Source organism: Actinoplanes nipponensis (genome assembly GCF_016862275.1).
In the GTDB taxonomy this organism is placed as follows: Bacteria; Actinomycetota; Actinomycetes; order Mycobacteriales; family Micromonosporaceae; genus Actinoplanes; species Actinoplanes nipponensis.
This window is the reverse complement of record NZ_BOMQ01000026.1, coordinates 58,161-81,571: the sequence shown is the minus strand read 5'-3', so window position 1 is coordinate 81,571 and position 23,411 is coordinate 58,161. Positions and strand designations below refer to the sequence as shown.

Below are 23,411 nucleotides of genomic sequence, written 5' to 3'. Positions count from 1 at the left end.
CGGAAAGCTACGACTTACCGACGGGGTCCGTCAAGGGGCCGAGCGCGACAATCGGCGGGCGCCGGCGCGGACCGGCAGGTGGATCGGCCCGCGCACGATGCCGGACACCCGGCGGCGCAACGGGCCGGCCCGGCGCAGGTCCGGCAGGCGTTCCGCGAGGCGGCGCAGCGCGATCTCGCCCTCCATCCGGGCCAGCGGCTGGCCCACGCAGTAGTGGATCCCGCTGGAGAAGGCCAGGTGATCGGCGGTCGGCGCGCGGTGGATGTCGAACGTGTCCGGGTCCGGGAAGGCCCGCGGGTCGCGGTTGGCCGCCCCGATGAGGGTGATCACGTACTGGCCGCGGCGCACCAGGTGACCGGCCAGCTCCAGGTCCTCGCGGGCGCACCGGGCGGTGCGCTGCACCGGCGGGTCGTAGCGCAGGGTCTCCTCGACCGCCGCCGGGGCCAGCCCGGCCGGGTCCGCGCACAGCGCCTCCCACTGCGCGGGATGGTCCAGCAGCGCGTTGACCGCGTTGCCGACCAGGTTGACCGTGGTCTCGAAGCCGGCCACCAGCAGCAGGTTGCACATCGGGACCAGCTCGTGCGGCTGGATCCTGTGGCCCTCGGCCGCGACCAGCCGGCTCACCACATCGTCGGCCGGTTCGCGGCGGCGCAGCGCGAACAGGTCCTCGAAGAGCGCGCGCAGGTCGCGGTTGGCCGCCTTGAGCCGGGCCGCGTGCGACAGCGAGTGGATGCCGTCCAGGGCGCTGGCGATGACGGTCCCGTACGCGGCGAAACGCTCCGCGTCCGCGTCCGGCACGCCGAGCAGGTCGGTGATCACCCGGATGGGCAGCGGCGCCGCGTACGCCGACACCAGGTCGAACGTCTCCCCCACCTCGACCCGGTCGAGCAGCTCGTCGACGGTGCGCTCGACCCGGGGGCGGTAGCCGGCGATCTGCTTCGGGCTGAACGAGGGCTGGGCCAGGCGCCGCAGCCGGGTGTGGTCCGGCGGGTCCTTGTCGAGGAAGGACATGTCGAACTCGTCGGCCATCGCCGGCGCGGCCGTCAGGTCGGCCGAGCGGACCCCGAAGCGGCGGTCGCGCAGCACCGCGTCGCAGATGGCGTGGCTGGTGGTGACCCAGTTGCCGAGCCGGGTGGGCCCGAACGGGGGCATGCCGCGGTAGACGGCGTACGGGTCGTCGCGCCCGGGCCGCAGGTGCAGCAGCGCCATCGGGTCGCGCCGGACGTAGCCGTGCCAGGCGAAGTCGAGCCGGCTGCGGTAGAGACCGGCGGCGAAGGCGGCGGCGCGGCGCAGCTCAGCCATGGTCGCGCAGCCAGGCGTCGATGAGGCCGGTGAAGTGGCCGAGGAACCGTTCGTGCTCGTGCGGCGGGTACATCGCCCGGACCGTCTCGCGCAGCAGCGCGCGGAACTCCTCCGAGCCGACCCACCCGGCGACCATCTCGTCGATGTGGCCGAGGTGCTTGGCGCAGAACTCCTCGTACCGCTCGGTCTCGAAGTAGTCGTCGGCCAGCCGGCGGTAGCGGGCCAGCTTCTGCCGGTAGTCCAGTGACGGGTCGTCGGCCACGGCGAAGTACTCGGCGGTGTCGGTGTCCAGCCGGGGCCGGCGCCCGGTGACGACGCAGTAGATCGTCCAGCGCAGCAGCGCCGACATCGCCCACGGGAAGTAGTAGTGCAGCGAGGTCACCGCGACGTCCGGGCAGGCGTTCGCGTAGTCGATGGGGTGCACCTCGGTGCCCTTGACCAGCGACTCGCAGCTGTTGAACTCCCACCGGAAGAACGCGTTGACCAGCCGGGAGATGGTGACCACCTCGTCGCCCACCGTGGGGGTGAGGAAGTTGTGGTCGACGGCGTAGCGCTCGTGCATGGGCAGCTCGGGCCGGAACTTCATCACCATCGTCTCCGGCCCGATGGTCAGCGAGCGGGCGAAGACGTCGTAGTCCTCGACCGCCGCCTGCAGGTGCATGAGCCGCTCGCCGGAGGCGTCGTACGCGGCGTGCAGCTCCGCCACGTTGCGGATCTTGGAGACGCCGACCCAGGCCCCGCCGTCGTAGGGCTTCATGTACATCGGGTAGCCGACGGACGCGGCCAGCGCCTCCAGGTCGAACGGCTGGTTGTAACGCGCCGAGGTGTAGGCGTACCGGGAGTTGTCCAGCGGGTTCTTGAACGGCACCAGCACGGTCTCGGGCACCTTGAGCCCGAGCCGCAGCATCGCGCAGTAGGCCGCGTGCTTCTCCATCGACTGGAAGGTGAACGGGCTGTTCAGCAGGTACACGTCGTCCATCAGCGCGATCTTCTTGAGCCACTCGCGCGGGTGGTAGTACCAGTAGGCCAGCCGGTCGATGACCAGGTCGTGCCTCGGCGAGTCGCGCAGGTTGAACGGCTCGATGGTGACCCGGACGCTGCGGGTGCGGTGGGTGCGGCCCTGCGCGTCGGTGACCACCCCGACGCGGCGCAGCAGCGCCTCGTACGCCCGCGGCCAGTCGTCCTCGGTGCCCAGCAGCAGTCCGATGGTGTGCTCGACGTCGGCCATGGCGCCTCCCGTTAATGGAACACTGTCTGCAGCAACGTGGTCAGGTGCGGGTCGAGGGCGTCGCGCCAGCCGGTCCAGTTGTGCGCGTCGGGCACCTCGGTGAAGCTGACGGCATAGCCCTGGGCCGCCAGCGCCCGCGCCATGTCCCGATTGTTGGCCAGGTTCTCCTCCACCGCACCACAGGTGATCACCGTGGGCACGCCAGCGGCGCCGGACGGCGCGCGCAGCACCCGGCCGGTGAACCGCACGATGCGCAGGTAGCGCCGGAAGCCGGACTCCTGCCGGTCGTAGCGGGGCTGGAAGAAGCTGCCGGACTGCAGCAGCAGCCCGGCGAAGCGCTCCGGGTGCCGGCGCTGGGCGTGCAGCATGGCCAGGGCGCCGAGGCTGGCGCCGGCGCCGACCACCGGCCGGTCGGTGCCGAGCTCGGCGGCGATCTTGGGCAGCACGTTGCGGGCCAGCGCGCGGGCGTACGCCGGGCTGGCCGAATACCACTCGAAGCGTTCCCCCGGCGGCAGCAGCACCAGGTGGTATGGCGGCACCCGCCCCGCCCCGATCAGGGCCGCGGTGTAGCGGCCCAGTCCGCCGTGCCGGTCGAAGTCGGGCCCGTCGTGGGCGACCAGCACCCGGTCGGTGCCGGTGTCGGGCGACCAGATCCGCGCGACCATCTCGCCGTGCACGGCGGGCAGCGGCAGGTAGACGTCGCGCCACTGGCCGGGCGCGGGCGGCAGCTGCAGCCAGTCGGGCTCGCGGTAGCCGGGGGACCACAGCACCGAGCTGTCGCCGGCGCGGCGCGGGTTGTCGGGGTCGGCGACCGTCTCGCTGCCGCCGTCGCGGTGCCGCAGTTCGAGCTGGTACTCGATCCGGTCCGCCGGGGGCCGGGGCACGCGCAGCTCCCAGGTGCGGGCGCCGCGGTCGTAGGTGAGGTCGCCGGCCGCCACGCCGGAGCGCAGCCGGACGCCGGCCAGCCGGTGGTCGTGGTCGCGGAGCCGGAAGCAGACCTCGGTGGCGCCGCACCACGACCCGACCGCCGGTTCCATGACGGCACCATAACCGGCGGACGGCCCGGCCGGCAGCCGTCTCAGGGGGTGTATGTCTGCGGGCCCGGCGAGGCCGACGGCAGGCCGAACATCTCGGCCAGGCCGGTGATCCGCAGCTGGCGGTGCACGAACTCGCTGGGGTTGCGCAGCACGAACCGGGTTCCGGTCTCGCGGGCGGCGTTGAAGCCGGAGACGAGCGCGCCGACGCCCATCGAATCCATGAAGGTCACGAAGGTGAGGTCGACGATCATCGTCACCGGGCGCTCGCCGTGCAGGGTGCCCACGAGCGCGTGCCGCAGGGCGTCGACGGTGGCCGCGTCGAGCGAGCCGCGCACGTCGACCACGATCGCGCCGTCCGCCTGACGCCGTGTGGTCATCACGGCCTCGCCCATGGTTCCGACCTCCGCACCCGGTTCACCCGTGGGCCCACGCTACAACGCCCGCCGTTCACCTCGCAGGTTGCCCGCCGTTTCCGGGATCGGGGCGGACAGCGGGTGCGCTCCCAGGGTGACCGTGACGTCACCCATCGCGAGGCGCAATCGGCAAGCGCAGCGGGCAAGTTCGCCACATCCTGCAGATCATCTTGCGGTTCGCGCAGCCGGGCGGCCACGGTGTCAGGCATGGTCACAGGCTCGAACCGAAGGCCCGGAATCTTCGCGATCCGTGATGTCCGGTCGCTGATCTCCGAGACGACCGAGGAGGGCCACGGGCTCAAGAAGGCCGTCGGCGCGACCCAGCTGACCGCCATGGGCGTCGGGGCCATCATCGGCACCGGCATCTTCGTGGTGATCGGCGAGGGCGCCGGCGTGGCCGGGCCCGCGGTGATCCTCTCCTTCGTGCTCGCCGCGGTGGCGTGCGCGTTCTCCGCCCTGTCCTACGCCGAGCTGGCCTCGTCCATCCCGGTCTCCGGCAGCGCCTACACCTACACGTACGCCACGCTGGGCGAGATCGTGGCGTGGATCATCGGCTGGGACCTGATCCTGGAGTACGGGGTGTCGGTCGCCGCGATCGCGGTCGGCTGGGGCGGCAACCTCAACGCCTTCCTCGACTCGGCGTTCGGCGTCGCGCTGCCGGACGCGATCGCCAAGTCGCCCGAGGACGGCGGCATCTTCAACCTGCCGGCGGTCTTCATCGTGCTGGCCATCACCGCGCTGCTGGTGCGCGGCGTGACCGAGAGCGCCCGGGTGAACCTGGTGATGGTCGGCGTCAAGCTGACCGTGCTGCTGTTCTTCATCGTGGTGGCGATCGTCAACTTCGGCACCGGCAACTTCCAGCCGTTCGCCCCGAGCGGGGTCGACGGGGTCACCTCGGCCGCCGCGATCATCTTCTTCGCGTACATCGGCTTCGACGCCGTCTCCACCGGCAGCGAGGAGGCCCGCAACCCGTCGCGGGACCTGCCGCTGGCCATCATCGGCTCGCTGATCATCTGCACCGTCTTCTACGTGCTGACCGCGGTCGGCGCGATCGGCATCGCCAGCCCGGACCAGCTGAAGGGCAGCGACGCGCCGCTGGCCGCGGCCCTGGAGGAGGGCGCCGGGATCAGCTGGGCGGCCTCGATCCTGGCGCTGGGCGCGGTCGTGGCGATCACCAGCGTCGTGCTGGTGATCCTGTACGGCCAGACCCGCATCTTCTTCGCGATGTGCCGCGACGGCCTGCTGCCGCAGCGCTTCGCCAAGGTCAACGAGCGGTACGGGACCCCGGCCCGGCTGACCATCGGCCTCGGCCTGCTGATCTCGGTGCTGGCCGCCCTGGTGCCGTTGTCGGAGATCGTCAAGCTGGTCAACATCGGCACGCTGTTCGCGTTCGTGCTGGTCAACATCGGCGTGGTCATCCTGCGCCGGACCCGGCCGGAGATGCCCCGGCCGTACCGGGTGCCGTGGTCGCCGGTGCTGCCGGCCATCGGCGTGCTGTTCGCCGTGTACCTGATGTCGGACCTGCCGCTGAGCACCTGGATCCGGTTCGTGGTCTGGCTGGTCCTGGGCCTGGCCATCTACTTCCTGTACGGCTACCGGCACTCCCGGCTGCGCAGCCCCGGCGCGGGCGGGGACGGCACCCCGAGCTGGGCCCGGGACACCACCCCGGACACGCCGCCCGGGGGCCCGCGGTGACCGCCGCCGCGCCCGCGCCGGTGATCGTCGGGGTGGACGGCGGCCCCTCCGCCGAGGACGCGCTGCTGTTCGGCCGGTGGGCGGCGATGACGCTGGGCGCGCCCCTGGTGGTGGCGGTGGTGCACCCCGCGCCGTCGGCCATCGGGTCGGGCCGGGTGGACGCCGAGTGGGTCGCCGACCGGCACCGGGCCGCGGAGGCGGTGCTGGACCAGGCCCGGGCGACACTGGGCGGCGCCGACGGCGACATCTCGTACCGGGTGGTGGCCTCCAGCTCGGCCGCGCACGGGCTGCACGACCTCGCCGAGGAACTGGCGGCGGAGGCGATCGTGGTCGGCTCCGGGCGGGCCGGGCCCAAGCACCGGCTGTTCGCCGGCAGCACCGCGGACCGGCTGCTGGCCGGCAGCCTCTGCCCGGTGGTGGTCGCCCCGGCCGCGATGGAGACGCCCCCGGGCGCGCTGGGCCGCATCGGCGTGGCGTACGTGGACACGCCCGACGGCCGGGCCGCGCTCACCGCCGCCGCCCGGCTGGCGGCGCGCACGGGCAGCCCGCTGCGGCTCTACACGGTCGTCGCCGACCCGGACGCGACCATGCCGTTCCTGGTCGGCCAGGATGCCGAGCAGGCGTTCCTGGAGACCGCCCGGGAGACCTACGAGTCGGCGCTGAGCCGGGCGGCCGCCTCGGTCGGCGCGGTGGCGTCGGACTGGGAGATCCGGACCGGCGACGTCGTGGACACCCTCGCCGACCTGGACGACGTCGACGTGCTGTTCTGCGGGTCCCGCGGCTACGGCCCGGCCCGGCGGGTGCTGCTCGGCGGGGTGTCGGCGCGGCTGGTCCGCCGGGCCCGGCGGCCGGTCGTGGTGGTCCCGCGCAGCGGCTGAGCCGGGCCCGGGCCGCCCGCCAGGCGTTCCGCTGGGCGGCGCGGGCGCGCACCTGGCATGCTGCGGCGGTGCGCGCGCTGCCGGACGACCAGACCTGGGTCCTCGACCTGGTCTCCCCCGACGACGCCCGGCGGTCGGCGGCCCTGGTACGCCACCGCGCCCTGCTCGCCGACGCCACCCGGTCGCGGCAGCGCGCCGACGACATCCAGGCGCGGCAGGGCTGGAACCGGGCCGCCGAGAACACCTACCGGCGGCGGCTCGACCTGACCCTGGACGGCCTGGTCACCGCCTTCTGCCGGGCCGAGGACCCGGCGGTGCGGTCGCACTACGCCCCGTACGCGGTGCTCTTCCTGCGCTGGGAGGAGCGGTTCCCGGCGGACCTGCGGACGTCCTGGCCGTGCTCGCCGTGGACCACCAAGGAGCGGGTGCTGCGCGACTTCACCCGCGGCGGGGTGCCGGCGGAGCAGGAGCCCGAGCTCGCCGAGCTGCTCGTGGTGGCGCTGCGGCGGCCGTACCGGTGCAAGGACTGGCGGTACGCCGGCCTGCTGCGCCACCTCGCGCCGGCCGAGGCGATCGCCGGGCTCGACGACGACCGGGCCCGTTTCGCCCGGCACGTGCTGGCCCACCCCGAGCTGACCATCAGCCGCTTCAGCTATCCGCGCTGGCTGGCGGCGCAGGCGGCCCGGCCCGCGGCCGGCTGACCCGGCGCCGGCCGGCTCGTCCCCCGCCCGGACGGGCTCAGCCGGCGCGGTGCCGGCCCGGGCGGTCGGCCAGGTAGCTGGTGTCCTGGTCGGGGTCGACCGGCAGCGCCATGTCGGTCGGCGCCTCGGCGGCGCGCTCGTCCCACGGCGACACCCGCGACGGGCGCGGCATCATCGCGCTGACGTCCATCAGCGGCACGTACACCCGGGCGTCCACCGCCTCGGCCAGCAGCAGCGCGGCCACCAGGGCGGTGGGCCGCTCGGCCGGGTCGCGGTGCAGGCAGCGTGAGCACAGGTCGAGCACCTCGGGCGCCATGCCCTCGATGACCGGCAGCGGGTCGGGGTCGCGGTGGCGCTGGGCGTTCACCAACTCGGTGTGGCTGGCCGCCTGCCAGGGCAGCCGGCCGGAGAGGCAGTGGTAGAGCAGCACACCGAGGGAGTACATGTCGGACGCCGGGGTGGCCGGCAGGCCCTCGAAGCGTTCCGGGGCGACGTACGCCGGGGTGCCCATGACCGGGCCGTCGGGGTCGGGGTCGTGGCTGCCGACCGCCGCGGCGATGCCGAAGTCGAGGACCTTGGCGCCGGCCGGGGTGAGCATGATGTTGGCCGGCTTGATGTCGCGGTGCACGACGTGCTCGGCGTGCGCGGCGGCCAGCGCGGCCGCGACCTCGGCGCAGACCCGGACGGCGATGCGCCAGTCGAACAGCCCGGCGACCAGGTGCTCACTGAGCGTCTGGCCGTCCACGAGCTCCATGACGATGTACGGGACCTCCCGGCCGGGCGCCGACGAGGTGCCGAAGTCGTGCACCCCGGCGACGTTCGGGTGGGCCAGCCGGGCGGCCGAGCGCGCCTCGGTGCGCACCAGGTCGACGCCGTTGACCTCGCCCAGGGTGCCCTCGACCGCGGGCGCCATGATCTTGACCGCCACGGGCCGGTCGAGCACCCGGTCGTGCCCACGCCACACTTCGGACATTCCCCCGATGCCGATGCGCTGCTCGAGCTGGTACCGCCCGCCCAGCGTCCGCATTGCCGCCCCCTGTTCCGTCACCGCGCGCTCGCCCCCGGCACGGTTGCAGGGCGACGTACCCTCGGCCCCGGCCGGACAAACGCCCGGGTCGAGCATCAGCCGATCGGGTCGAGGCGGAAAACGCCCTGCTCGCCGGGCACGACGACGATGTGGTCGTCGACGTCGCGGCCCGTACCGATGCGGCGTGACACCCCGGCCGCGACCCGGCGCTTGAGCAGCTTGCCCAGGCCGTCGCGGCGCAGCGCGGTGAGCCCGGGCCGCGCCGCCCGGCGCATCCGGGCGGCCTGCTCACGCACGGCCTGCTCGATGGCCGGGAAGTCCATGTGGACGGCCCGGTTCTCGGCCGAGCCGAGGTACTCGAACGGACCGGAGCCGGCCAGCGTGCGCATCGGCACGCCGATCATCCGCAGGTTGCGGTAGGCGCCCCGGTCGAGCATCGACACCGCGTGCCGCACGCCGTGGCGCCGGCCCAGGACCAGGAAGGTGCGGTAGATCATCGTGCTGACCAGCAGCGACGATCGGCCGCCGCGGTACTGCGGCAGCACCGCGAGGGTGGCGCAGTCCCAGACCTTCTCGCCGGTCATGCCGTGCGCGGCGAGGATGGTGGCGACGTCGGCGCCGATGTGCTGCGGGGCGTCGTCGACGGTCTTGACGCCCGCGCCGCGGCTCTCGATCATCCGGGCGACGCCGGCCGGGACGCCGCGCCGCCGGTCGATCACCAGGAAGAACAGGCTGGCCGCCTCGTACGGGCCGTACTCGGCGGCCATGACCGCGGCGTCGTTGCCGAACGCCTCGGTGAAGACCTGGCGCTCCAGGGACCGGCCGACCGCGGCCAGGTCGCTGTCCGGCCCGACGACCGCCGTGACGAAACGGCCGCGGCCGGGGTGCGCGGCCAGGAACGCCGCGGTGACCCGCCGCACGGTGGCGGGGTCGAGGTCGTACCGCGCGGTCGTCGTGGGGGCCATGCTCAGAACTCCTTGGCGACGATCTCGGTGGTCCGGAAGTAGTCCCTGGTGAAGTCCATGACCGTCTGCGGGTCGAAGGCCTTGCAGGTGTAGATGTCGACGCTGAAGAACGAGATCGGGCGCTCCCACGAGTAGAAGTGCGCGCCGGAGGTCTCCCAGTGGATCCAGCCGGCCCAGCCGTAGAGGTCGCTGACGTGGGTGACCGGCTCGATGATCGTGATCATCTCGGTCACGTCGGAGAGCTTCTGCAGGTAGTCCTTGATGTGCTCGTCCGTGATCACGAACGTCGGGTATCCCTCGACCACCATGCGCTGGCGGTGGATGGCCGGGGCGAGGTCCTTGAAATCCAGCATGTCGGTGGGGCCTTCCGGGTGCGGGGATCGGGAGCGGTGCGAGGTCACCACGAGGGCGCGGTGCTGGGCCGGGGCCGGACGGGCGGCTTGGGATCCCGGCTTCTCACCGAGGGTGACCGCGTGTCGTCACGCTTCGTGGTTTCGGGGGGAGCGGTGGTCGGCATGGCGGTTCCTTCGGGGTGGCAGATGCGGAGCGTATGGGGCTTTTGGGGGAGAAGCCTGGCTCGCTCGCTTCTGTCACCAAATCTACCGCACCGCTACCCAGGGTCAACTGACCGCCGAGCCAGCGTGACGCCGGCCGAGCGGCCACCCCGATCCGACCGAACGATCAGGGCCGCGCCACATCCACCACCTCAGGCATATCCCACCCCGCGGGTTTCGCCCAGGCCGACCAACTGCGGCATGGACCCGACGAACCCGGCGAGACCCGCCCGGCCCGGCCGTGACCAGGGCGGACGGGCACGGAGCACCGATGTCCGACTCGTCGCAGTGGTACGGATCACCCGCAAAGTCGTCACTGTCCGTACGGCCTGGGGTGCAACGCGGTTATATCTGGCCTCGCACGCCGACTATCTGACTCTGCGTGGTCACTCGGTGGCGTCCATGACAGCCGGTCGCGTCACTCCACCGTCGCCGGCGCCTCGCCGGGGAGCGTGACCTCGATGCGTTCCTTGCGGACCTCGCCGGAGACCGTGCGCTGGTCGGTGTGCACCACCTTGACCAGCCGCACCCGCTCCACCGGCACGATCTCGGTGGTGACGACCGGGCGCTCCTCGTGCAGGGTGACCGCGAAGATGACGCCCCCGTCGGCGGTCGCGAACTCCTCGGCGGGCCCGAACACGTCGGGATCCCCGACCAGGGACTGCTCATGAGCGGGGACGGCCGCCCGCTCCAGCCGCAGCTCCTCGCGGCGCACGGTGACCGTGATCTGCACGTCCTCGCTCACCACGTGTTTGCGCAGCCGGGCGCGGCCGATCGCCACCACGTCGTTGCCGACCACCAGCCGTTCCTCCGACCGCGTCATCGCGCCGTCGCGCAGGGTGGCGACCAAGTCGTCGCGTCGCATGTCCGCCGCCCCGAGCAGGCCGGCCGCGAGGGCCCGCTGCCGGAGCTGTTCCTCGCTCATCGTGTCGAAATCAGTGGTGTCCACTCTGCCTCCAGGTGCCGTCGGGGTATCGCACCCCGACGCGTTCCCGGAGGGTCACGCGGCCGGGGTGAGGCACCACGGGTCCGGGAACCTGCCCGGGCGTACGCGTCGTAAACGCCGGGGCCGCGATCTCCACCCGATCCGGTCTCCCGGACGGGTGGCGCAGGTCAGCGCACCGTCACGGCCCCGTCGGGCGAGCGGACGCACGCCACCGAACGGGCGGTCGCGGTGGCCGCGCCGGTCAGGCAGCGGCCGAGCACGGCGTGGCCGTCGGCGTCCGGGTGCCAGGACTCCTGACACGTCTGGAAGTAGGTGACGCAGGCGCTGGCGATGCGCTGCACCGCGATCTTGTCGTAGCCGGCCAGGTCGGTCAGGAACACGCCGGTCGGGCCGTCCTGCAACCGGATCGGGGTGGCCAGCGCGGCCGCCGGATCGGCTCCGGCCTCGCACAGCCGGGCGCCGTCGAACGCCTGCTGGACGTTCAGGTACACCAGGTCGGCCCCGGGAAACTCGGCGGACAGGCCGGCGTGCACGGCCGAGACCAGGCTGCCCAGCGCCGCGGAGAAGGCGTGCCCGGCCGGCAGGCTGGCGCGGTGCACCGGGCAGCCGGCCCGGTAGCGCTCCGCGCCCAGCGCCCGGAACTTGTCCCGGTCGTCGGCCCGGTCGTCCTCGGTCCACAGGCTCGGCACCACGTCGAGGGCCAGCGGGTTCGTGTAGTCCTGCAGCACCACCCGGTGCTGCCCGTCGGCGTCGACGGCGTCCAGCGTGGTCAGCAGGGCCCGCACGGCTGCCCGGGTCTCCTGCGTCGCCGCCGCCACCTCCGCCGCGGTGGCCAGGTCGTCGGCGGTGCACGGCTCCTGCTCGACCGGCCCGTTGACGTAGGCCCAGAACTCCCACCAGCCCGTCCACGCGTCGGCGATGAACCGGTTGGCGCACTCCGAGGCCACGTCGCCGAAGGTGAACTGGGTGTTGTTGGAGCCAAGCCCGACCAGGACCAGGTCGATGTCGTGGGTGGCCGCGACCGCCCGCAGCTGGTCGAGCTGGGCCGCGACCGCGCGGCCCCGCGGCCGCTCCTGCGCCGGCCGGGTCAGGTCCTGCGGCTGGGCCCCCGAGCAGGCCAGGTTGAACCGGGCCTGGATGCCGGGGAGCGTGGCGCGCAGCAGCGACGCGTTGGCCGAGCGGTGGCAGAAGAAGGCGTCGGTGTTCGGCGCGGACCAGCCGGGGAAGGCGCGTGCCGCGCCGTCGACGTCCACGACCGGGACGTACGCGCCGGCGCCCTCGCCGCTGATGAAACTGTCGCCCACGGCCACCGCGGCGGTGGGCAGCGCGGCCACAGCCGGTGACGGGACCCCGGCGACGGCGGCGACCAGCAGGACGGCTGCGGCGGCGCGGACGACGAGACGGCGGACCAGGGACACGTCGGCCTCCGAGGGGGTCGGCGGAACGCGAGAGAAACTCCGGTCCGGCCGAGCCGACCATGCCGCCCCGGGGGTGTCAACGGCGCCGACCCGTTTCCCCGTACCGGGAAAGATCGGTCCGGTGGGGGTTGCGCGGCCGCCCGGAGACAGACATGGCGGAGCCCGTCCTCGTGGGACGGGCTCCGCCATGGAACGGCCTCCGGCGCTCCGCCGGTGATGGTGGCGGGCCCCGGAGACCGGGCGTTCAGCAACCGACGCTAGGGCAGGCCGGTCACGGTCGGTGAGCCGGGCCCGATCTTGGTGACCCCGCTCTCACCGGCCGGCGGCCGGCTCAGGAGGCCAGCTCGGTCCGCAGCTCGTGGGCGCCGTCCGCGCGGGTGGCCTCGTAGTAGAGGCGCCGCCGGCCGTCCGGCAGAGTCACCAGGCTCAGGTAGCGCAGCCCGTGCGGGGCGTGCGGGCTGCCGACCGGTTCGCCGTCCTCCGCGGTGAGCTCGCCGAAGCTGCCGTCGGGCCGGCGGAACCCCCGGGCCGTGCCGGTGCGCTCCTCCCAGTTCTCCCCCGCCGTGGCCCGGCCGTCGTACGCGACCACGACGGCGTCGCCGGTGACCGACACCGAGGAGACGCGCACCCCGCGGGCGTCCCACTGCCCGGGCCGGCCCGCGAGCGCGGTGCCGCGCCAGGTCCAGCGCACGCCGTCCGGGCTGGTGGCGTACTCGGTGGTCATCCGGTCGGCGTCGTCCCACGACTCCAGCGGGTGCACCGACGCCCACAGGTGCCAGCCGTGCTCGTCGTGGTGCAGCACCGGGTCCTTGACGCCCACGGTCTCGTCGCCGGCCAGCACCGTCCGCGGCGTGGCGGTGGCCAGGCCCCGCGGGGTGGCGGCCTCGAGCAGGTCGACGCGCCAGTGCTTGGTGCCCGGGGTGGCGGCGCTGACGTAGAGGCGCCAGCGGCCCTGCGGCGTACGGACCAGGGCCGGGCGCTCCAGCGACTCGGCCCCGAACGCGTCCTTGCCCAGCTCGACCACGACCGTGAAGTGCAGGCCGTCGGCGGAGCGGGCGACGACGTTGGCGATGCCCCGGCCCGCACCGACCGGCAGGCGCAGCCGGTACGCCAGGTAGACCTCGCCGTCCGCGACGACGGAGGACGGCGCCCCCGCCCACGCCCCCGGCTCGTCGCCGGGCGGCTCGACCACCACCGTGGCGTCCTCCCAGCGGGGCAACGGCAGAGCATGCGTTCCGAGGGACAAGGTGGCTCCGTTTCGTGGCGGGTGTCGGGACGGGCGTTCAGCGGGAAAGCCGCCGGACGTCGGCGTGTCGGTCCACCGAGAGCCAGTCGTCGTAGCGCTCCCCCGTGACGTCCTGCAGCAACGCTATGTCCTCGGCGAACGACGGCAGCAGCGCCGCCCGCTCCCGCGGGGTGGTCACCGGCCGGGAGCCCCGCTTGCGGTGCAGCACGGTCAGGATCGGGCCGCGGGCGGCCAGCCGCACCGGTACGGGGAACCGGTGGCCGAAGTGCCCGCCGGCGCGCAGCAGGGCCCGCAGCACCCGGTTGACGCCGGTGTCCTCGACGACGTGCCGGTTCACGTTCTCCCGGGGGATCTCGCGCAGCCCGCCGGCCGGCACCCCGAGGAAGTCGCACACCCGCTCCAGGGTGGCGGCGGGCGCGTCCTTGAGCTCCCGGTAGCGCAGCAGCAGCACCTGCTCGCGGGGGAACACCGTGAACAGGTGCTGCACCTGCCGGCCGTAGAGACCGAGACCGACGTAGTGCCAGAAGGGCGCCCAGCCCCGCGCCCGGCGCTGCTCCTCGGCCCGGCAGGCGGTGAGGAAGTCGGCCTCGGGCTCCAGGCCGGCATTCCACAGGTGGGTCCAGTTGGAGTGCGCGCGGTCCACCGGGTCGCGCAGCAGCAGGATCAGCTTCGCGTCCGGGACCAGCGCGCGGATGCGTTCGTGGGCGGCCAGGTCGTACAGGTAGAACGGGGTGGCCTCGCCCCGCACCGCGCCCGGCGGCGCGGGGGCGAACAACGCCTCGTAGTCGGCGCGGCGCCAGACGTGCTCCTGGTAGGTCTGCACGTCGCCGGGGCCGCCCGAGGTGGGCGGGCGGCCGTCGGAGAGGAAGAACTTCGGCTCCTTGACCTTGGCGAGGTACAGCTGCGGGTGCCGGACCAGGGCCGCGTGCAGCGCCGTGGTGCCCGCCTTGGGGACGCCGGCGATCAGGAAGTCCGGGAGCGGCATGGGGAGCTACCTCCTCGTACGGTGCGGCGGCACGACCGTGGGATGGGCGGCGTCCCGCGAAGTCGGAGTTAGCCTACAGGCGCGGTATGTTTTGGCGAGTCGGTGTCCACAGCTTGAGCGGCTGACGCGGCCGCTTCGAGGGGTCGCTTTCCTGTGACGGCGGTCCGGCGCTGCGAGGGGCCGGGCTGAGACGACCGGCGCGGCCGGCGCGAGGCCACCCGGCACGGCCCGGCACCGCGAGGACGCCGGCCCGAAGCGATCCGGCGCGGCCGGCGCGAAGCCACCCGGCACGCCCCGGTACCGCAAGGACGCCGGCCCGACGCGATCCGGCGCGGTCGGCGCGAAACCACCCGACAAGCCCAGCACCGCGAGGGGGCCGCCCTAGCGACCCCCGCGGCCGGAGCGCGGGTCGGCAGCGCCCGGCACGGCCAGGGGCGGCCCGGCGCGCCAGGGGTGTCCCGAGACGGCCGGCACGACCCCCACCGCGAGGGCGAGTCCGAAACCGTCCGGCACGGCCATGCACGGCAGGCGGCGGCCTGAGTCGACCGGGCACGGCCAAAGCGCGGCCCCGCAGCGCCCGGCACGACCAGCGGTGGCCCCGCAGCGGCCCGGCTCCGCTCGGCCCGGCTCGGTCCGGCTTCGCCCGGCCCGGTTCCGCTCGGCCCGGTTCCGCTCGGCTCGGCTCGACCCAGCTCGGCCCGGCTCGGCTCGGCTCGACTCGACTCGGCTCGGCCCGGATCGGCTCGACTCGGCCCGACTCGGCCCGGATCGGCTCGGCTCGGCCCGGATCGGCTCGGCTCGGCCCGGATCGGCTCGGCTCGGCCCGGATCGGCCCGGCTCGGCCGGCGCGGCGGAGAGACGGAGAGGCGAGGAAGGCAGCTCGACCGAGCTGCGAAGAGGCGGGAGGCCAAGAGGCGGGAGGCGAAGAAGCGAAAGGCGAGGAGGCGAAAGGCGGAGCCAGCTCGGCCCAGCTGAAGCAGCTCAGCCCCGCCGATGCCACCACCGCTGCCGCCGGTACCGCGGGCACACCTGCGGCCCGCAGAAGGCGCACTCCGTGCCGGCCCGGTGGTGCTCGTGGGCGGCCCGCTGATGGCCGCAGACACACAGCGCGTCGGTCGTTTTCACCGGATCACCCACAGTGCTGTACACCCCGCGTCCCGGCCCACCGCCGGCGAGAACTCCACGGTGACAACTTAGCCATCGACGCTCCCGGCGGGGGACCCGGGCAAAATCTCACCCGTTTGCAACTTGGAAACTACACGCAGTGACGTCACTGTGAGTGATTCGGATCACTCGGTGTTATCCGACATATTGACTATGTCTACTTCTCGGCCCTCCCGGCGGCACTTCGCCCGAATGGGCCGGCAAGAGCCGTCACGGCGTTGCCGTACCCGCGTGTCCGTTACTGCGTGTGACGACTGGGGCCTACGGGTGATCTTGTTGCCCATGTGAATAACCCCAGGTCATTCGATTGGTCAGGGTTCACCGCACGGGCATCGTCACCCTGGCCCTTTGGTTAGTTGACGCTACGTAGCGTGTTGCTAGATTTGGCGGCAGAAGCGGGCGACCTGCGTTCCTGCCCCCGGAAAACGCCGATTACGTCGCATCTGCCGCCCCCGAAGGGACCGACATGCAGCTTTCCACGACCTCGGGCAACACACCGAGTAATGGGCAGTCGTCACCGACCGTAAGCGTCGTGATTCCGACCCTGAACGAAGAGCGGAACCTCCCGCACGTGTTCGCCAAGCTCCCCGACGGCATCGACGAGGTGATCGTGGTCGACGGCGGGTCGCTGGACCGGACGGTGGCCGTGGCCCGCGAGCTGCGCCCCGACGTGGTGATCGTGCAGCAGACCCGTACCGGCAAGGGCAACGCGCTGGCCTGCGGCTTCGCCGCCTGCACGAGCGACATCATCGTGATGATCGATGCGGACGGCTCGACCGACCCGGCCGAGATCCCCGGCTTCGTCGCCGAGCTCGTCGCCGGCGCCGACTTCGTCAAGGGCTCGCGCTTCGACAAGGGCGGGCACAGCCACGACATCACCCCGCTGCGCAAGCTCGGCAACGACGGTCTCAACCTGGTGGTGAACGTCCTGTTCGGGACCCGCTTCACCGACCTCTGCTACGGCTACAACGCCTTCTGGCGCCGCGTCGTGCCGACGCTGGCCCTGCCCGACCCGACCCTGCCCCGGCCCACCGACGGCAGCAAGCTGTGGGGCGACGGGTTCGAGATCGAGACGATGATCAACATCCGGGCGGCGGCCGACGGGATGCGGGTCGGCGAGGTCGGCAGCATCGAGCACGCCCGCATCCACGGCCAGAGCAACCTGAACACCTTCCGCGACGGCTTCCGGGTGCTGCGCACGATCTTCAGCGAGTACGGCCGGATGCGCCGCCAGCGCCGCGGCGGCAGCCGGGCCGGCGGGGTCATCGTGCACCAGCACCCGACCGCCACGCCCGCCGCCGCCCCGCCCGTACGCGCGCTCAACAAGGTCGTCAACCGGCCGCCCGTCGCCGGGGTCACCCCGGCCGGCGACCCCCGCCAGCACGTCGCGCACCTCAACCGCGGGCTGCGCCGCGACGACGTCGGCACCCGCCGCACCGACGACATCAAGGCGCTGCAGGCCCGCGCCACCCGCGAGGACTGAGCTCTCCCGCTCGCCCGCCCGGTCCCCCACCGTCCCCGAGGAGCACCCGCGTGGAACCCACCCCCCGCCCCGCCGTCAGCATCGTCATCCCGACCCACAGCGAGCAGCGCTGGAACGCCCTGGTGCGGACCGTCGCCTCGGCCCGGTCGCAGACGTACGCCCCCGCCGAGATCGTCGTCGTGGTCGACCACAACCCGGTGCTGTTCCGCCGGACCCGACGCGACCTGGGCGGCGTGACCGTCCTGGAGAACCTCTACACCCGGGGCGTGTCCGGCAACCGCAACACGGGCGCGTTCCACACCAGCACGTCGCTCATCGCGTTCCTCGACGACGACACGGTGGCCTGCCCGCAGTGGCTGGAGAACCTGGTCAAGCCGCTGGCGGCGGACCCGGCCGTGGTCGGCGCGGGCGGCGGCATCGACCCGGACTGGGAGGGCGCCAAGCCCGCCTGGATGCCCGAGGAGTTCCTCTGGGCGGTCGGCGGCTCGTACGCCGGCATGCCGACCACCACCGCGCCGATCCGCAACGTGTGGTCGGCCAGCATGGTCGTGCGCCGCGACACCTTCCTGGCCGTCGGCGGCTTCCGCACCGGCTTCGGCAAGCTGGGCAACCAGAACCGCCCCGAGGACACCGAGCTGTGCCTGCGGATGAGCGCGCTGGCCGGCGGCCACTGGATGTACGTCCCCGACGCGGTCATCCGCCACGAGGTGCCCGCGAGCCGGTCCACGTTCGGCTTCTTCCTGCGCCGCTGCTACGCCGAGGGGCGCGGCAAGGTCGCGATGGCCGGCCTGCTGGACGGCTCGGAGAGCCTCGGCTCGGAACGGGACTACCTGCGGTCGCTGCCGCGCGCGGTGCTCCGCAACCTGGTCGCCGCCACCCGCGGCCGGGGCGCGCACCACGCCCTCAAGGCCGGCGGGGTGCTGGCCGGCGTCGCCGCGGCCGGGGTCGGCGGCGTCGTCGAGACCGTGGCCGGCCGCCGCACCGTCGTCGCCGGGGCGACCCGATGACCGCCGCGAACCAGGCCGGCGTGAACGGCAAGGTGTGGGTGCCGGCCCAGCGCACCGACGAGATGATCACCGCGCCCGCGTTCGAGCCCCGCGGGGAGGCGCTGCCCGCCACGTTGCTCGACCTGGAGCTGTCCGACCCGCTGCCGACGGTCGCCGGGGTGGGCGCGGACGGGCGCCGCGTGCTCCAGGCATGGGTGCTGGTGCGGCTGTTCACCGAGCCGCTCGGGGCCGTGCTGACCGCCGTACCGGAGCAGGGGTTGCGGCCCGCCGAGCTGGCCGCCGCGATCACCGCCGAGCTCGGCCCGGCGCTGGCGCCCCGGCTCGCCGAGCTGGCGCTGAGCACGCTGCCGATCGACGGCATCACGCCGGCGGCCGAGCCGGCCTTCCTGGCCCGGCGCCGCGCGGTGCTGGCCGCCGCCCCGCCGGTCACCGTGGTGGTCTGCACCCGGGAGCGGCCCGGCGCGCTGGCCCGCTGCCTGGACAGCCTGCTCGCCCAGGCCTACCCCGACTTCCGGATCCTGGTCGTCGACAACGCCCCGGTCACCGACGCCACCGCCGAGGTGGTCCGCTCGGCGGCCCGCCGCGGCCCGGTCGAGTACCTGCTCGAGCCCCGCGCCGGCCTGTCCTTCGCCCGCAACGCGGCGGTGGCGGCGGCGCCCGGCGAGATCCTGGCCTGGATCGACGACGACGAGTACGCCGACGTGCACTGGCTGGCCGAGGTGGCCCGGGCGCTGGCCGACCACCCGGAGGCCGACGTGGTCTCCGGCGTGATCGTGCCGGCCGAGCTGGAGACGCGGGCGCAGCTGTGGTTCGAGCAGTTCGGCGGGCACAGCAAGGGCCGCGGCTTCACCCCGGACCTGTTCGGCCCGGCGACCGCGCACCGGCAGAGCCCGCTGTACCCGCTGCCGCCGTTCGGCACCGGCGCGAACATGACCTTCCGGCCCGGCGTCATCGAGCGCATCGGCGGCTGGGACACCGCGCTGGGCGCCGGCACCCCGGCGATGGGCTCCGAGGACACGCTGGCCTTCACCCAGGTGCTGCTGGGCGGCGGCACCATCGTCTACCAGCCCACCGCGGTCACCCACCACTACCACCGGCGGGACCTCGAGGGCCTGCACAAGCAGATGGTGGGCTACGGCGCCGGGCTGACCGCCGCCTACACCAGCCTGCTGCTGCGCCGGCCCGGCCTGCTGTGGCCGCTGCTCAAGCTGGCCCCGGGCGCGCTGCGCGACCTGACCAGCAAGGACAGCCTGCGGGTGTCGACCCTGCGCGACGACTTCCCGCGGGAACTGCTCACGGCCAACCGCAAGGGCATGCTGGCGGGTCCGCGCGCCTACCTCAGGGGCCGCCGGGCGGCCCGGGCCCGGACCCGGAGCGGCCGCTGAATCGTGCCGACTCAGCCGTTCACCGGAAACTTCCCCCGTCACCGGGCATTCTCGGTCAGGAGGAAGCAGATGTGGCGATCGGACCGCGCGTGCGCCGCCCCGGACCGACCGACCGGGGCGGTGGCCGCATGCTGAGCGCGCACCCGTCCCCCGGATCCGGCGAACCGGACGACGGACCGGTGCTGCGCCCGGCCACGCCGATGACGTCCATCCAGCAGTTCGAGTCCCCCGACGCCGCGGAGGCCCAGCTCATGGCGGACCAGCGTGCGGCCGGCCCGCGCCCGCCCGAACCGGCCCGGCCGGAGCCACGCCCGGACCGGGACCGACCGGGCGGGGAGCAGCCGGGCGGGGAGCAGCCGGCGCGCGGGACGGCCCGGGTACGCCCGGCAGCACCGTCCGGCGCCGAGGCGTCCGGGCCCGCGGTCGCGGACATCCAGACCACCTCGGGTGTGCCCAAGGTGGTGATCCCGGCCGCCGTGGCGGCGCCGGCCGACACCGGCACGACGCCGGCCGAGGCGGGCGAGGAGCACGCCGGCGACGCACCGGAGGCTCCGGCCGAGGGAGAGAGCGGGACCGGGGACGCCACGGACGCGGCCGAGATCCAGGACGAGCCGGACCCCCGGCCCGCCGCCCCGGCCCCCGACCGGCCCGGCGACGAAACGGACATTCAGCAGGTCAAGAGCGGTAAGGATGACACCGTGCCTCAGCCCGAGTCTCGACCTGAGGTTGAGGTTGAGGCTCCTGCCGAGCGCGAAGCTCACGCTGAGGTCGAGGTTGAGCCCGTCGCCGACCCGGCCGGCCCCGAGCCGGACGTCGAGGACACCGTGGTGCTGCGCCTGCCGCCCGCGGCCGACGACACCGTCGTCCTGACGCTGCCGGCCCCGCCACCGCAGCCGGAGGAGGCGCCCCCCGCGGACCGGGAGCCCGACCCCGCACCCCGCTCCCCCGGCGAGGACACCGTCGTCATCCTGACCCGGGCGCACGACGACACCGTGGTGATCCCCGTCGTGCGGACCGCCGCCACCGTCGCCCCGCCGACCGAGGTCGTCACCGCCGTCATCCCGGTCGTGCCCGGCCGGCGCGACGGGCAGCGGACCGAGGCCGCTCCCCCGCCCGATCCCGGCCGCGCGCCCAAGCCCGCCCGCGCCCGCCGCGAGCCGCTCGACCTGGGCCACGCGCCGGCCGTGCTGACCATCTCCGCGCTGGGCGTGCTCATGGTCGCGCTGGCCTACGCCGGCGGGCGGGTGAGCACCGGCAACGCCCCGTTCGCGTACTGGGTGGGGCAGGTCGTGGTCTTCACGCCGGTCGTGGTGCGGCTGCTCAGCCGCCGGATGGCCGGGGTCGCCGAGTCGTTCCTGCTGGTGATGGGGCTCGCCCTGCACCAGTACCTGCTCAAGTGGATGTACAGCCCGGACCAGTTCCGGTTCCCCGACGAGCTGCAGCACTGGCTGGCCACGACCATCATCGTGGAGTCCGGGGAGCTGTTCCGGCCCAACCCGGCGCTGCCGCCCGCCGAGCACTTCCCCGGCCTGGCCGAGCTGGGTGCCGCCGCCGCGGAGATGACCGGGCTGCCGGTCACCGCGGCCGGGGTCGTCGTGGCCGGGATCGCCCACCTCGTCTTCGTCGGCGTGCTGTTCGCCGTGGTGCTGCGGGCCAGCAACTCCCCCGCGGTCGCCGGCGTCGCCTGCGCCACGTACGCGACCGCCCTGCACTACCTGTTCTTCAACTCCATGTTCCTGTACCAGACGGCCGCGCTGCCGTTCTTCATGCTGACCATCTGGGCGGTCCGGCGGTGGCGCGCCGAGGGCGGCCGCACCTTCGTGGCGCTGGCCGGGGTGTCGATGGCGCTGACCACCGTCAGCCACCACGTCACCGCCCTGGCCCTGGTCGCGACGCTGCTGCTGCTGGCGGTGGCCGAGCTGGTGGTGGATCAGCCGCGGCGGTGGTCGGCGCTGGTCATGCCCGGCGCGGCGGCCGTGGTGGTGGCGGCGTGGATCCTGCTGGTCGCCACGGACGTCGTCGGCTACCTGGAGGAGCCGGTGGAGCAGGTCCGCCGTACCGTGGCGCAGCTGGTCTCCGGGGAGAGCGACGCGGCCTCGGCCAGCGCGCCCGTCTCGGTGGGCCAGCTGGTGGTGCAGGGCGCCGGCCTGCTCGGCCTGCTGGTGCTCGCCCTCGCCGTGACCCGCGACATGGTGCACCGCCGCGACCGGGACTGGTGGCGGTGGGCGGCAGTCGCCGGCGGGCTGGTGTTCTTCGCCGGCAACGGGGTGCGGTTCCTGGGCCAGAACGGCCCGGAGATCGCCGGCCGGCTGTCCACCTTCACCTACGTGCCGATCTCCATCCTGGCCGCGATCGGCCTGGTCCGGGGCGTGCAGCTGATCCCGGCCAGGGACGCCGACGGCCACCGGTGGCGGGCCGCCGCCCCGGCCATCGACGTGATCGTGCCGGGCGGCTGGAACCTCTACAGCCGGGTCGCGGCCGGCTCGGCGATGATCACGCTGCTGATGATCGGGGCGCGGGCCGGCGGATGGCCGCCGATCGCGTCCATCCTGCCGGGGCCGTACCTGGCCGGCGGGTACGAGCGCTCGGTCGACGCGTACGGGGTGGCCTCGGCCGACTGGCAGCGGCAGACGCTGGGCCCGGGCAACCGGGTCGGCGGCGACGCGACCTCGGTGTCGCTGGCCTCCACGTACGGCCGCCAGGACCCGGTGCGCGAGGTCGGCCCGCTGTACTACGCCGACACCTGGGGCCTGGACCAGGACGACCTCGCGCAGCGGCTGCACGTGCAGTACCTGGTGGTGGACCGGCGGCTGAGCACCCAGCTGCCGGAGAGCGGCGCGTACTTCGAGAGCGACCCGCGCTCCGGGCAGATCACCTCGCCGCTGACCGTCGGGCAGCTGGGCAAGTTCGACACGCTGGCCGGGGTCGACCGGCTCTACGACAACGGCACCGTCCGCATCTACCGGACGGGGGTCCAGTGAGCGCCCTGCTGTCCCGCGTCCTCGCCGCCCTGGCCCTGGCCGCCGGCGCCGCCGTGCTGGCCGGGCCGCGGCCGGCCGCCATCGCCGGCGGTCTGCTGCTCGGCTTCGTGCTGCCCGGGATGGCCCTGCTCGGGGTGCTGTTCCGCCGCCGGTCGCTGACCGCGGTCGAGCGCACCGTGCTCACCCCCGCGCTGAGCATGGGCGTGCTGATCGTCGCCGGCCTGGTCGTCCACGGGGTCGGGCTGCGCATCGACCGGCTCGCGTGGACCGTGTCCACGGTGGGCGTGACGCTGGCGGCCGTGGTGGCGGCGCGGATGATGCGGCGCCGAACGCCGGTGGCCGCCGGACCCGCGCCGCGGCGGCCGGTCGGCGAGAAGCTGGTGCGGATGGAGGTCGAGGAGAACACGCTCCGGCTGCCGGCGCCGGGCGTGGCCGAGGCCAGCACGATCGTCATGTCGATCGTGCCGGTGGTGCCGCCGGCCGAGGACGAGCAGCGGGCCGCGGCCGAGGACCGGGCCCGGCGGCGCCGGCTGCTGCGCCAGTTCCTGCCGCTGGTGCTGGTCGCCGGCGTGCTCGCCGGGGCGAGCTGGCTGTCGTTCACCACCTCCCGGGCCACGCACGACACCGTCGTGACGGCGCTGGCGGCGGCGCCGTCGGGCCCGGTCGACGCGGCCGGCAACCGCGCGGTGCGGGTCTCGGCGAGCGGGCTGCTGGCCGCCGACGGGCCGTACACGGTACGGGTGGCCGGGCCGTCCGGCACCACCACGCTGCAGCGCACCGTCACGGTGAGCGGCGACGGCGCCTGGAGCGAGACGCTGAGCCTGCCCGGCGCGCAACGGCTGACCGTGAACCTCTACCGCGCGGGGGACACCACCGCCTACCGGACTCTCTACGTCAGCGCCGTAGACTGACGCGGACACGCGACTGGCGGCATCGAGGATGGGGACCACCATCGGGGAGCTCGCCGTGGGGGCCGTCCGCCTGGGTGCCCACGCC

The 23,411-nt window shown here is 74.0% G+C and carries 19 protein-coding genes and 1 riboswitch; of the genes, 8 read left to right on the top strand and 11 right to left on the bottom strand.

Features of this window, described 5'->3' with window-relative positions:
- Window positions 1–30: 30 nt before the first annotated feature.
- Genes Ani05nite_RS10360 through Ani05nite_RS10345 form a run of 4 tightly spaced genes read right to left on the bottom strand, consistent with a single transcriptional unit; the run spans window position 31 to window position 3,944 of the window.
- Entirely contained in the window at window positions 31–1,302 is a 1,272-nt protein-coding gene (locus tag Ani05nite_RS10360; RefSeq protein ID WP_203767186.1) for a cytochrome P450, read from the bottom strand.
- A complete protein-coding gene (locus Ani05nite_RS10355; protein ID WP_203767184.1) occupies window positions 1,295–2,530 on the bottom strand; it encodes an ATP-grasp domain-containing protein in 1,236 nt (411 codons plus the stop codon). The genes Ani05nite_RS10360 and Ani05nite_RS10355 overlap by 8 nt, the downstream gene beginning before the upstream one ends.
- 11 nt (window positions 2,531–2,541) lie before the next feature.
- Window positions 2,542–3,567, bottom strand: coding sequence for an alpha/beta hydrolase (locus Ani05nite_RS10350; RefSeq protein ID WP_203767183.1), 1,026 nt, complete (start codon window positions 3,565–3,567; stop codon window positions 2,542–2,544).
- 41 nt (window positions 3,568–3,608) lie between these two features.
- A complete protein-coding gene (locus Ani05nite_RS10345) occupies window positions 3,609–3,944 on the bottom strand; it encodes an STAS domain-containing protein (RefSeq protein ID WP_239129608.1) in 336 nt (111 codons plus the stop codon).
- Window positions 3,945–4,187: 243 nt separating this feature from the next.
- On the opposite strand from Ani05nite_RS10345, the gene Ani05nite_RS10340 reads away from it, so the two are divergent.
- The 3 genes from Ani05nite_RS10340 (at window position 4,188) to Ani05nite_RS10330 (ending at window position 7,254) form a co-directional block, all read left to right on the top strand.
- On the top strand, window positions 4,188–5,675 hold the full coding sequence (locus tag Ani05nite_RS10340; RefSeq protein WP_203767180.1) for an amino acid permease: 1,488 nt from the start codon (window positions 4,188–4,190) through the stop codon (window positions 5,673–5,675).
- Window positions 5,672–6,553 carry a universal stress protein gene (locus Ani05nite_RS10335; RefSeq protein ID WP_239129607.1) on the top strand — a complete coding sequence of 294 codons (882 nt, stop codon included), beginning with the start codon at window positions 5,672–5,674 and terminating at the stop codon, window positions 6,551–6,553. Before Ani05nite_RS10340 ends, Ani05nite_RS10335 begins: the two co-directional genes overlap by 4 nt.
- A gap of 68 nt (window positions 6,554–6,621) precedes the next feature.
- The gene (locus Ani05nite_RS10330) at window positions 6,622–7,254 is read left to right on the top strand and encodes a hypothetical protein (RefSeq protein WP_203767178.1); all 633 of its coding nucleotides are present in this window, start codon (window positions 6,622–6,624) and stop codon (window positions 7,252–7,254) included.
- A gap of 37 nt (window positions 7,255–7,291) precedes the next feature.
- On the opposite strand, the gene Ani05nite_RS10325 is transcribed toward Ani05nite_RS10330, so the two are convergent.
- From Ani05nite_RS10325 to Ani05nite_RS10295, 7 genes are all read right to left on the bottom strand, one after another.
- The gene (locus tag Ani05nite_RS10325) at window positions 7,292–8,281 is read right to left on the bottom strand and encodes a serine/threonine-protein kinase (protein ID WP_203767176.1); all 990 of its coding nucleotides are present in this window, start codon (window positions 8,279–8,281) and stop codon (window positions 7,292–7,294) included.
- A 95-nt stretch (window positions 8,282–8,376) separates the two neighbouring features.
- Complete coding sequence (locus Ani05nite_RS10320; protein WP_203767174.1) at window positions 8,377–9,246, bottom strand: hypothetical protein; 870 nt, start codon at window positions 9,244–9,246, stop codon at window positions 8,377–8,379.
- Window positions 9,247–9,248: 2 nt separating this feature from the next.
- Entirely contained in the window at window positions 9,249–9,599 is a 351-nt protein-coding gene (locus Ani05nite_RS10315) for an S-adenosylmethionine decarboxylase (RefSeq protein WP_203767172.1), read from the bottom strand.
- Window positions 9,600–10,218: 619 nt separating this feature from the next.
- A complete protein-coding gene (locus tag Ani05nite_RS10310; RefSeq protein WP_239129606.1) occupies window positions 10,219–10,749 on the bottom strand; it encodes a YsnF/AvaK domain-containing protein in 531 nt (176 codons plus the stop codon).
- A 164-nt stretch (window positions 10,750–10,913) separates the two neighbouring features.
- On the bottom strand, window positions 10,914–12,164 hold the full coding sequence (locus tag Ani05nite_RS10305) for an SGNH/GDSL hydrolase family protein (protein WP_203767171.1): 1,251 nt from the start codon (window positions 12,162–12,164) through the stop codon (window positions 10,914–10,916).
- Between the two features lie 331 nt (window positions 12,165–12,495).
- Window positions 12,496–13,410 (bottom strand): hypothetical protein, encoded by a 915-nt coding sequence (locus tag Ani05nite_RS10300; protein ID WP_203767170.1) that lies wholly within the window; start codon window positions 13,408–13,410, stop codon window positions 12,496–12,498.
- A gap of 37 nt (window positions 13,411–13,447) precedes the next feature.
- The gene (locus tag Ani05nite_RS10295; RefSeq protein ID WP_203767169.1) at window positions 13,448–14,395 is read right to left on the bottom strand and encodes a sulfotransferase; all 948 of its coding nucleotides are present in this window, start codon (window positions 14,393–14,395) and stop codon (window positions 13,448–13,450) included.
- Between the two features lie 1,630 nt (window positions 14,396–16,025).
- Here Ani05nite_RS10295 and Ani05nite_RS10290 point away from each other — a divergent pair.
- From Ani05nite_RS10290 to Ani05nite_RS10270, 5 genes are all read left to right on the top strand, one after another.
- Window positions 16,026–17,042, top strand: a complete 1,017-nt coding sequence (locus Ani05nite_RS10290) for a glycosyltransferase family 2 protein (RefSeq protein WP_203767168.1) — start codon at window positions 16,026–16,028, stop codon at window positions 17,040–17,042.
- Between the two features lie 50 nt (window positions 17,043–17,092).
- Window positions 17,093–18,049 (top strand): glycosyltransferase family 2 protein, encoded by a 957-nt coding sequence (locus Ani05nite_RS10285; protein ID WP_203767167.1) that lies wholly within the window; start codon window positions 17,093–17,095, stop codon window positions 18,047–18,049.
- Entirely contained in the window at window positions 18,046–19,434 is a 1,389-nt protein-coding gene (locus Ani05nite_RS10280) for a glycosyltransferase family 2 protein (RefSeq protein WP_239129604.1), read from the top strand. The genes Ani05nite_RS10285 and Ani05nite_RS10280 overlap by 4 nt, the downstream gene beginning before the upstream one ends.
- A gap of 128 nt (window positions 19,435–19,562) precedes the next feature.
- Window positions 19,563–22,415, top strand: a complete 2,853-nt coding sequence (locus tag Ani05nite_RS10275) for a hypothetical protein (protein WP_203767166.1) — start codon at window positions 19,563–19,565, stop codon at window positions 22,413–22,415.
- Window positions 22,412–23,326, top strand: coding sequence for a DUF1616 domain-containing protein (locus Ani05nite_RS10270; RefSeq protein ID WP_203767164.1), 915 nt, complete (start codon window positions 22,412–22,414; stop codon window positions 23,324–23,326). Before Ani05nite_RS10275 ends, Ani05nite_RS10270 begins: the two co-directional genes overlap by 4 nt.
- Window positions 23,326–23,409: riboswitch (ZMP/ZTP riboswitch) on the top strand. It overlaps the preceding gene by 1 nt.
- Window positions 23,410–23,411 lie beyond the last annotated feature (2 nt).

Excerpts from the sequence above, each read along its gene's own strand:
- Ani05nite_RS10360 (WP_203767186.1), bottom strand. The coding sequence starts at position 1,302 with ATGGCTGAGCTGCGCCGCGCCGCCGCCTTCGCCGCCGGTCTCTACCGC.
- Ani05nite_RS10355 (WP_203767184.1), bottom strand. The coding sequence starts at position 2,530 with ATGGCCGACGTCGAGCACACCATCGGACTGCTGCTGGGCACCGAGGAC.
- Ani05nite_RS10350 (WP_203767183.1), bottom strand. The coding sequence starts at position 3,567 with ATGGAACCGGCGGTCGGGTCGTGGTGCGGCGCCACCGAGGTCTGCTTC.
- Ani05nite_RS10345 (WP_239129608.1), bottom strand. The coding sequence starts at position 3,944 with ATGACCACACGGCGTCAGGCGGACGGCGCGATCGTGGTCGACGTGCGC.
- Ani05nite_RS10340 (WP_203767180.1), top strand. The coding sequence starts at position 4,188 with ATGGTCACAGGCTCGAACCGAAGGCCCGGAATCTTCGCGATCCGTGAT.
- Ani05nite_RS10325 (WP_203767176.1), bottom strand. The coding sequence starts at position 8,281 with ATGCGGACGCTGGGCGGGCGGTACCAGCTCGAGCAGCGCATCGGCATC.
- Ani05nite_RS10320 (WP_203767174.1), bottom strand. The coding sequence starts at position 9,246 with ATGGCCCCCACGACGACCGCGCGGTACGACCTCGACCCCGCCACCGTG.
- Ani05nite_RS10315 (WP_203767172.1), bottom strand. The coding sequence starts at position 9,599 with ATGCTGGATTTCAAGGACCTCGCCCCGGCCATCCACCGCCAGCGCATG.
- Ani05nite_RS10295 (WP_203767169.1), bottom strand. The coding sequence starts at position 14,395 with ATGCCGCTCCCGGACTTCCTGATCGCCGGCGTCCCCAAGGCGGGCACC.
- Ani05nite_RS10290 (WP_203767168.1), top strand. The coding sequence starts at position 16,026 with ATGCAGCTTTCCACGACCTCGGGCAACACACCGAGTAATGGGCAGTCG.
- Ani05nite_RS10280 (WP_239129604.1), top strand. The coding sequence starts at position 18,046 with ATGACCGCCGCGAACCAGGCCGGCGTGAACGGCAAGGTGTGGGTGCCG.
- Ani05nite_RS10275 (WP_203767166.1), top strand. The coding sequence starts at position 19,563 with ATGCTGAGCGCGCACCCGTCCCCCGGATCCGGCGAACCGGACGACGGA.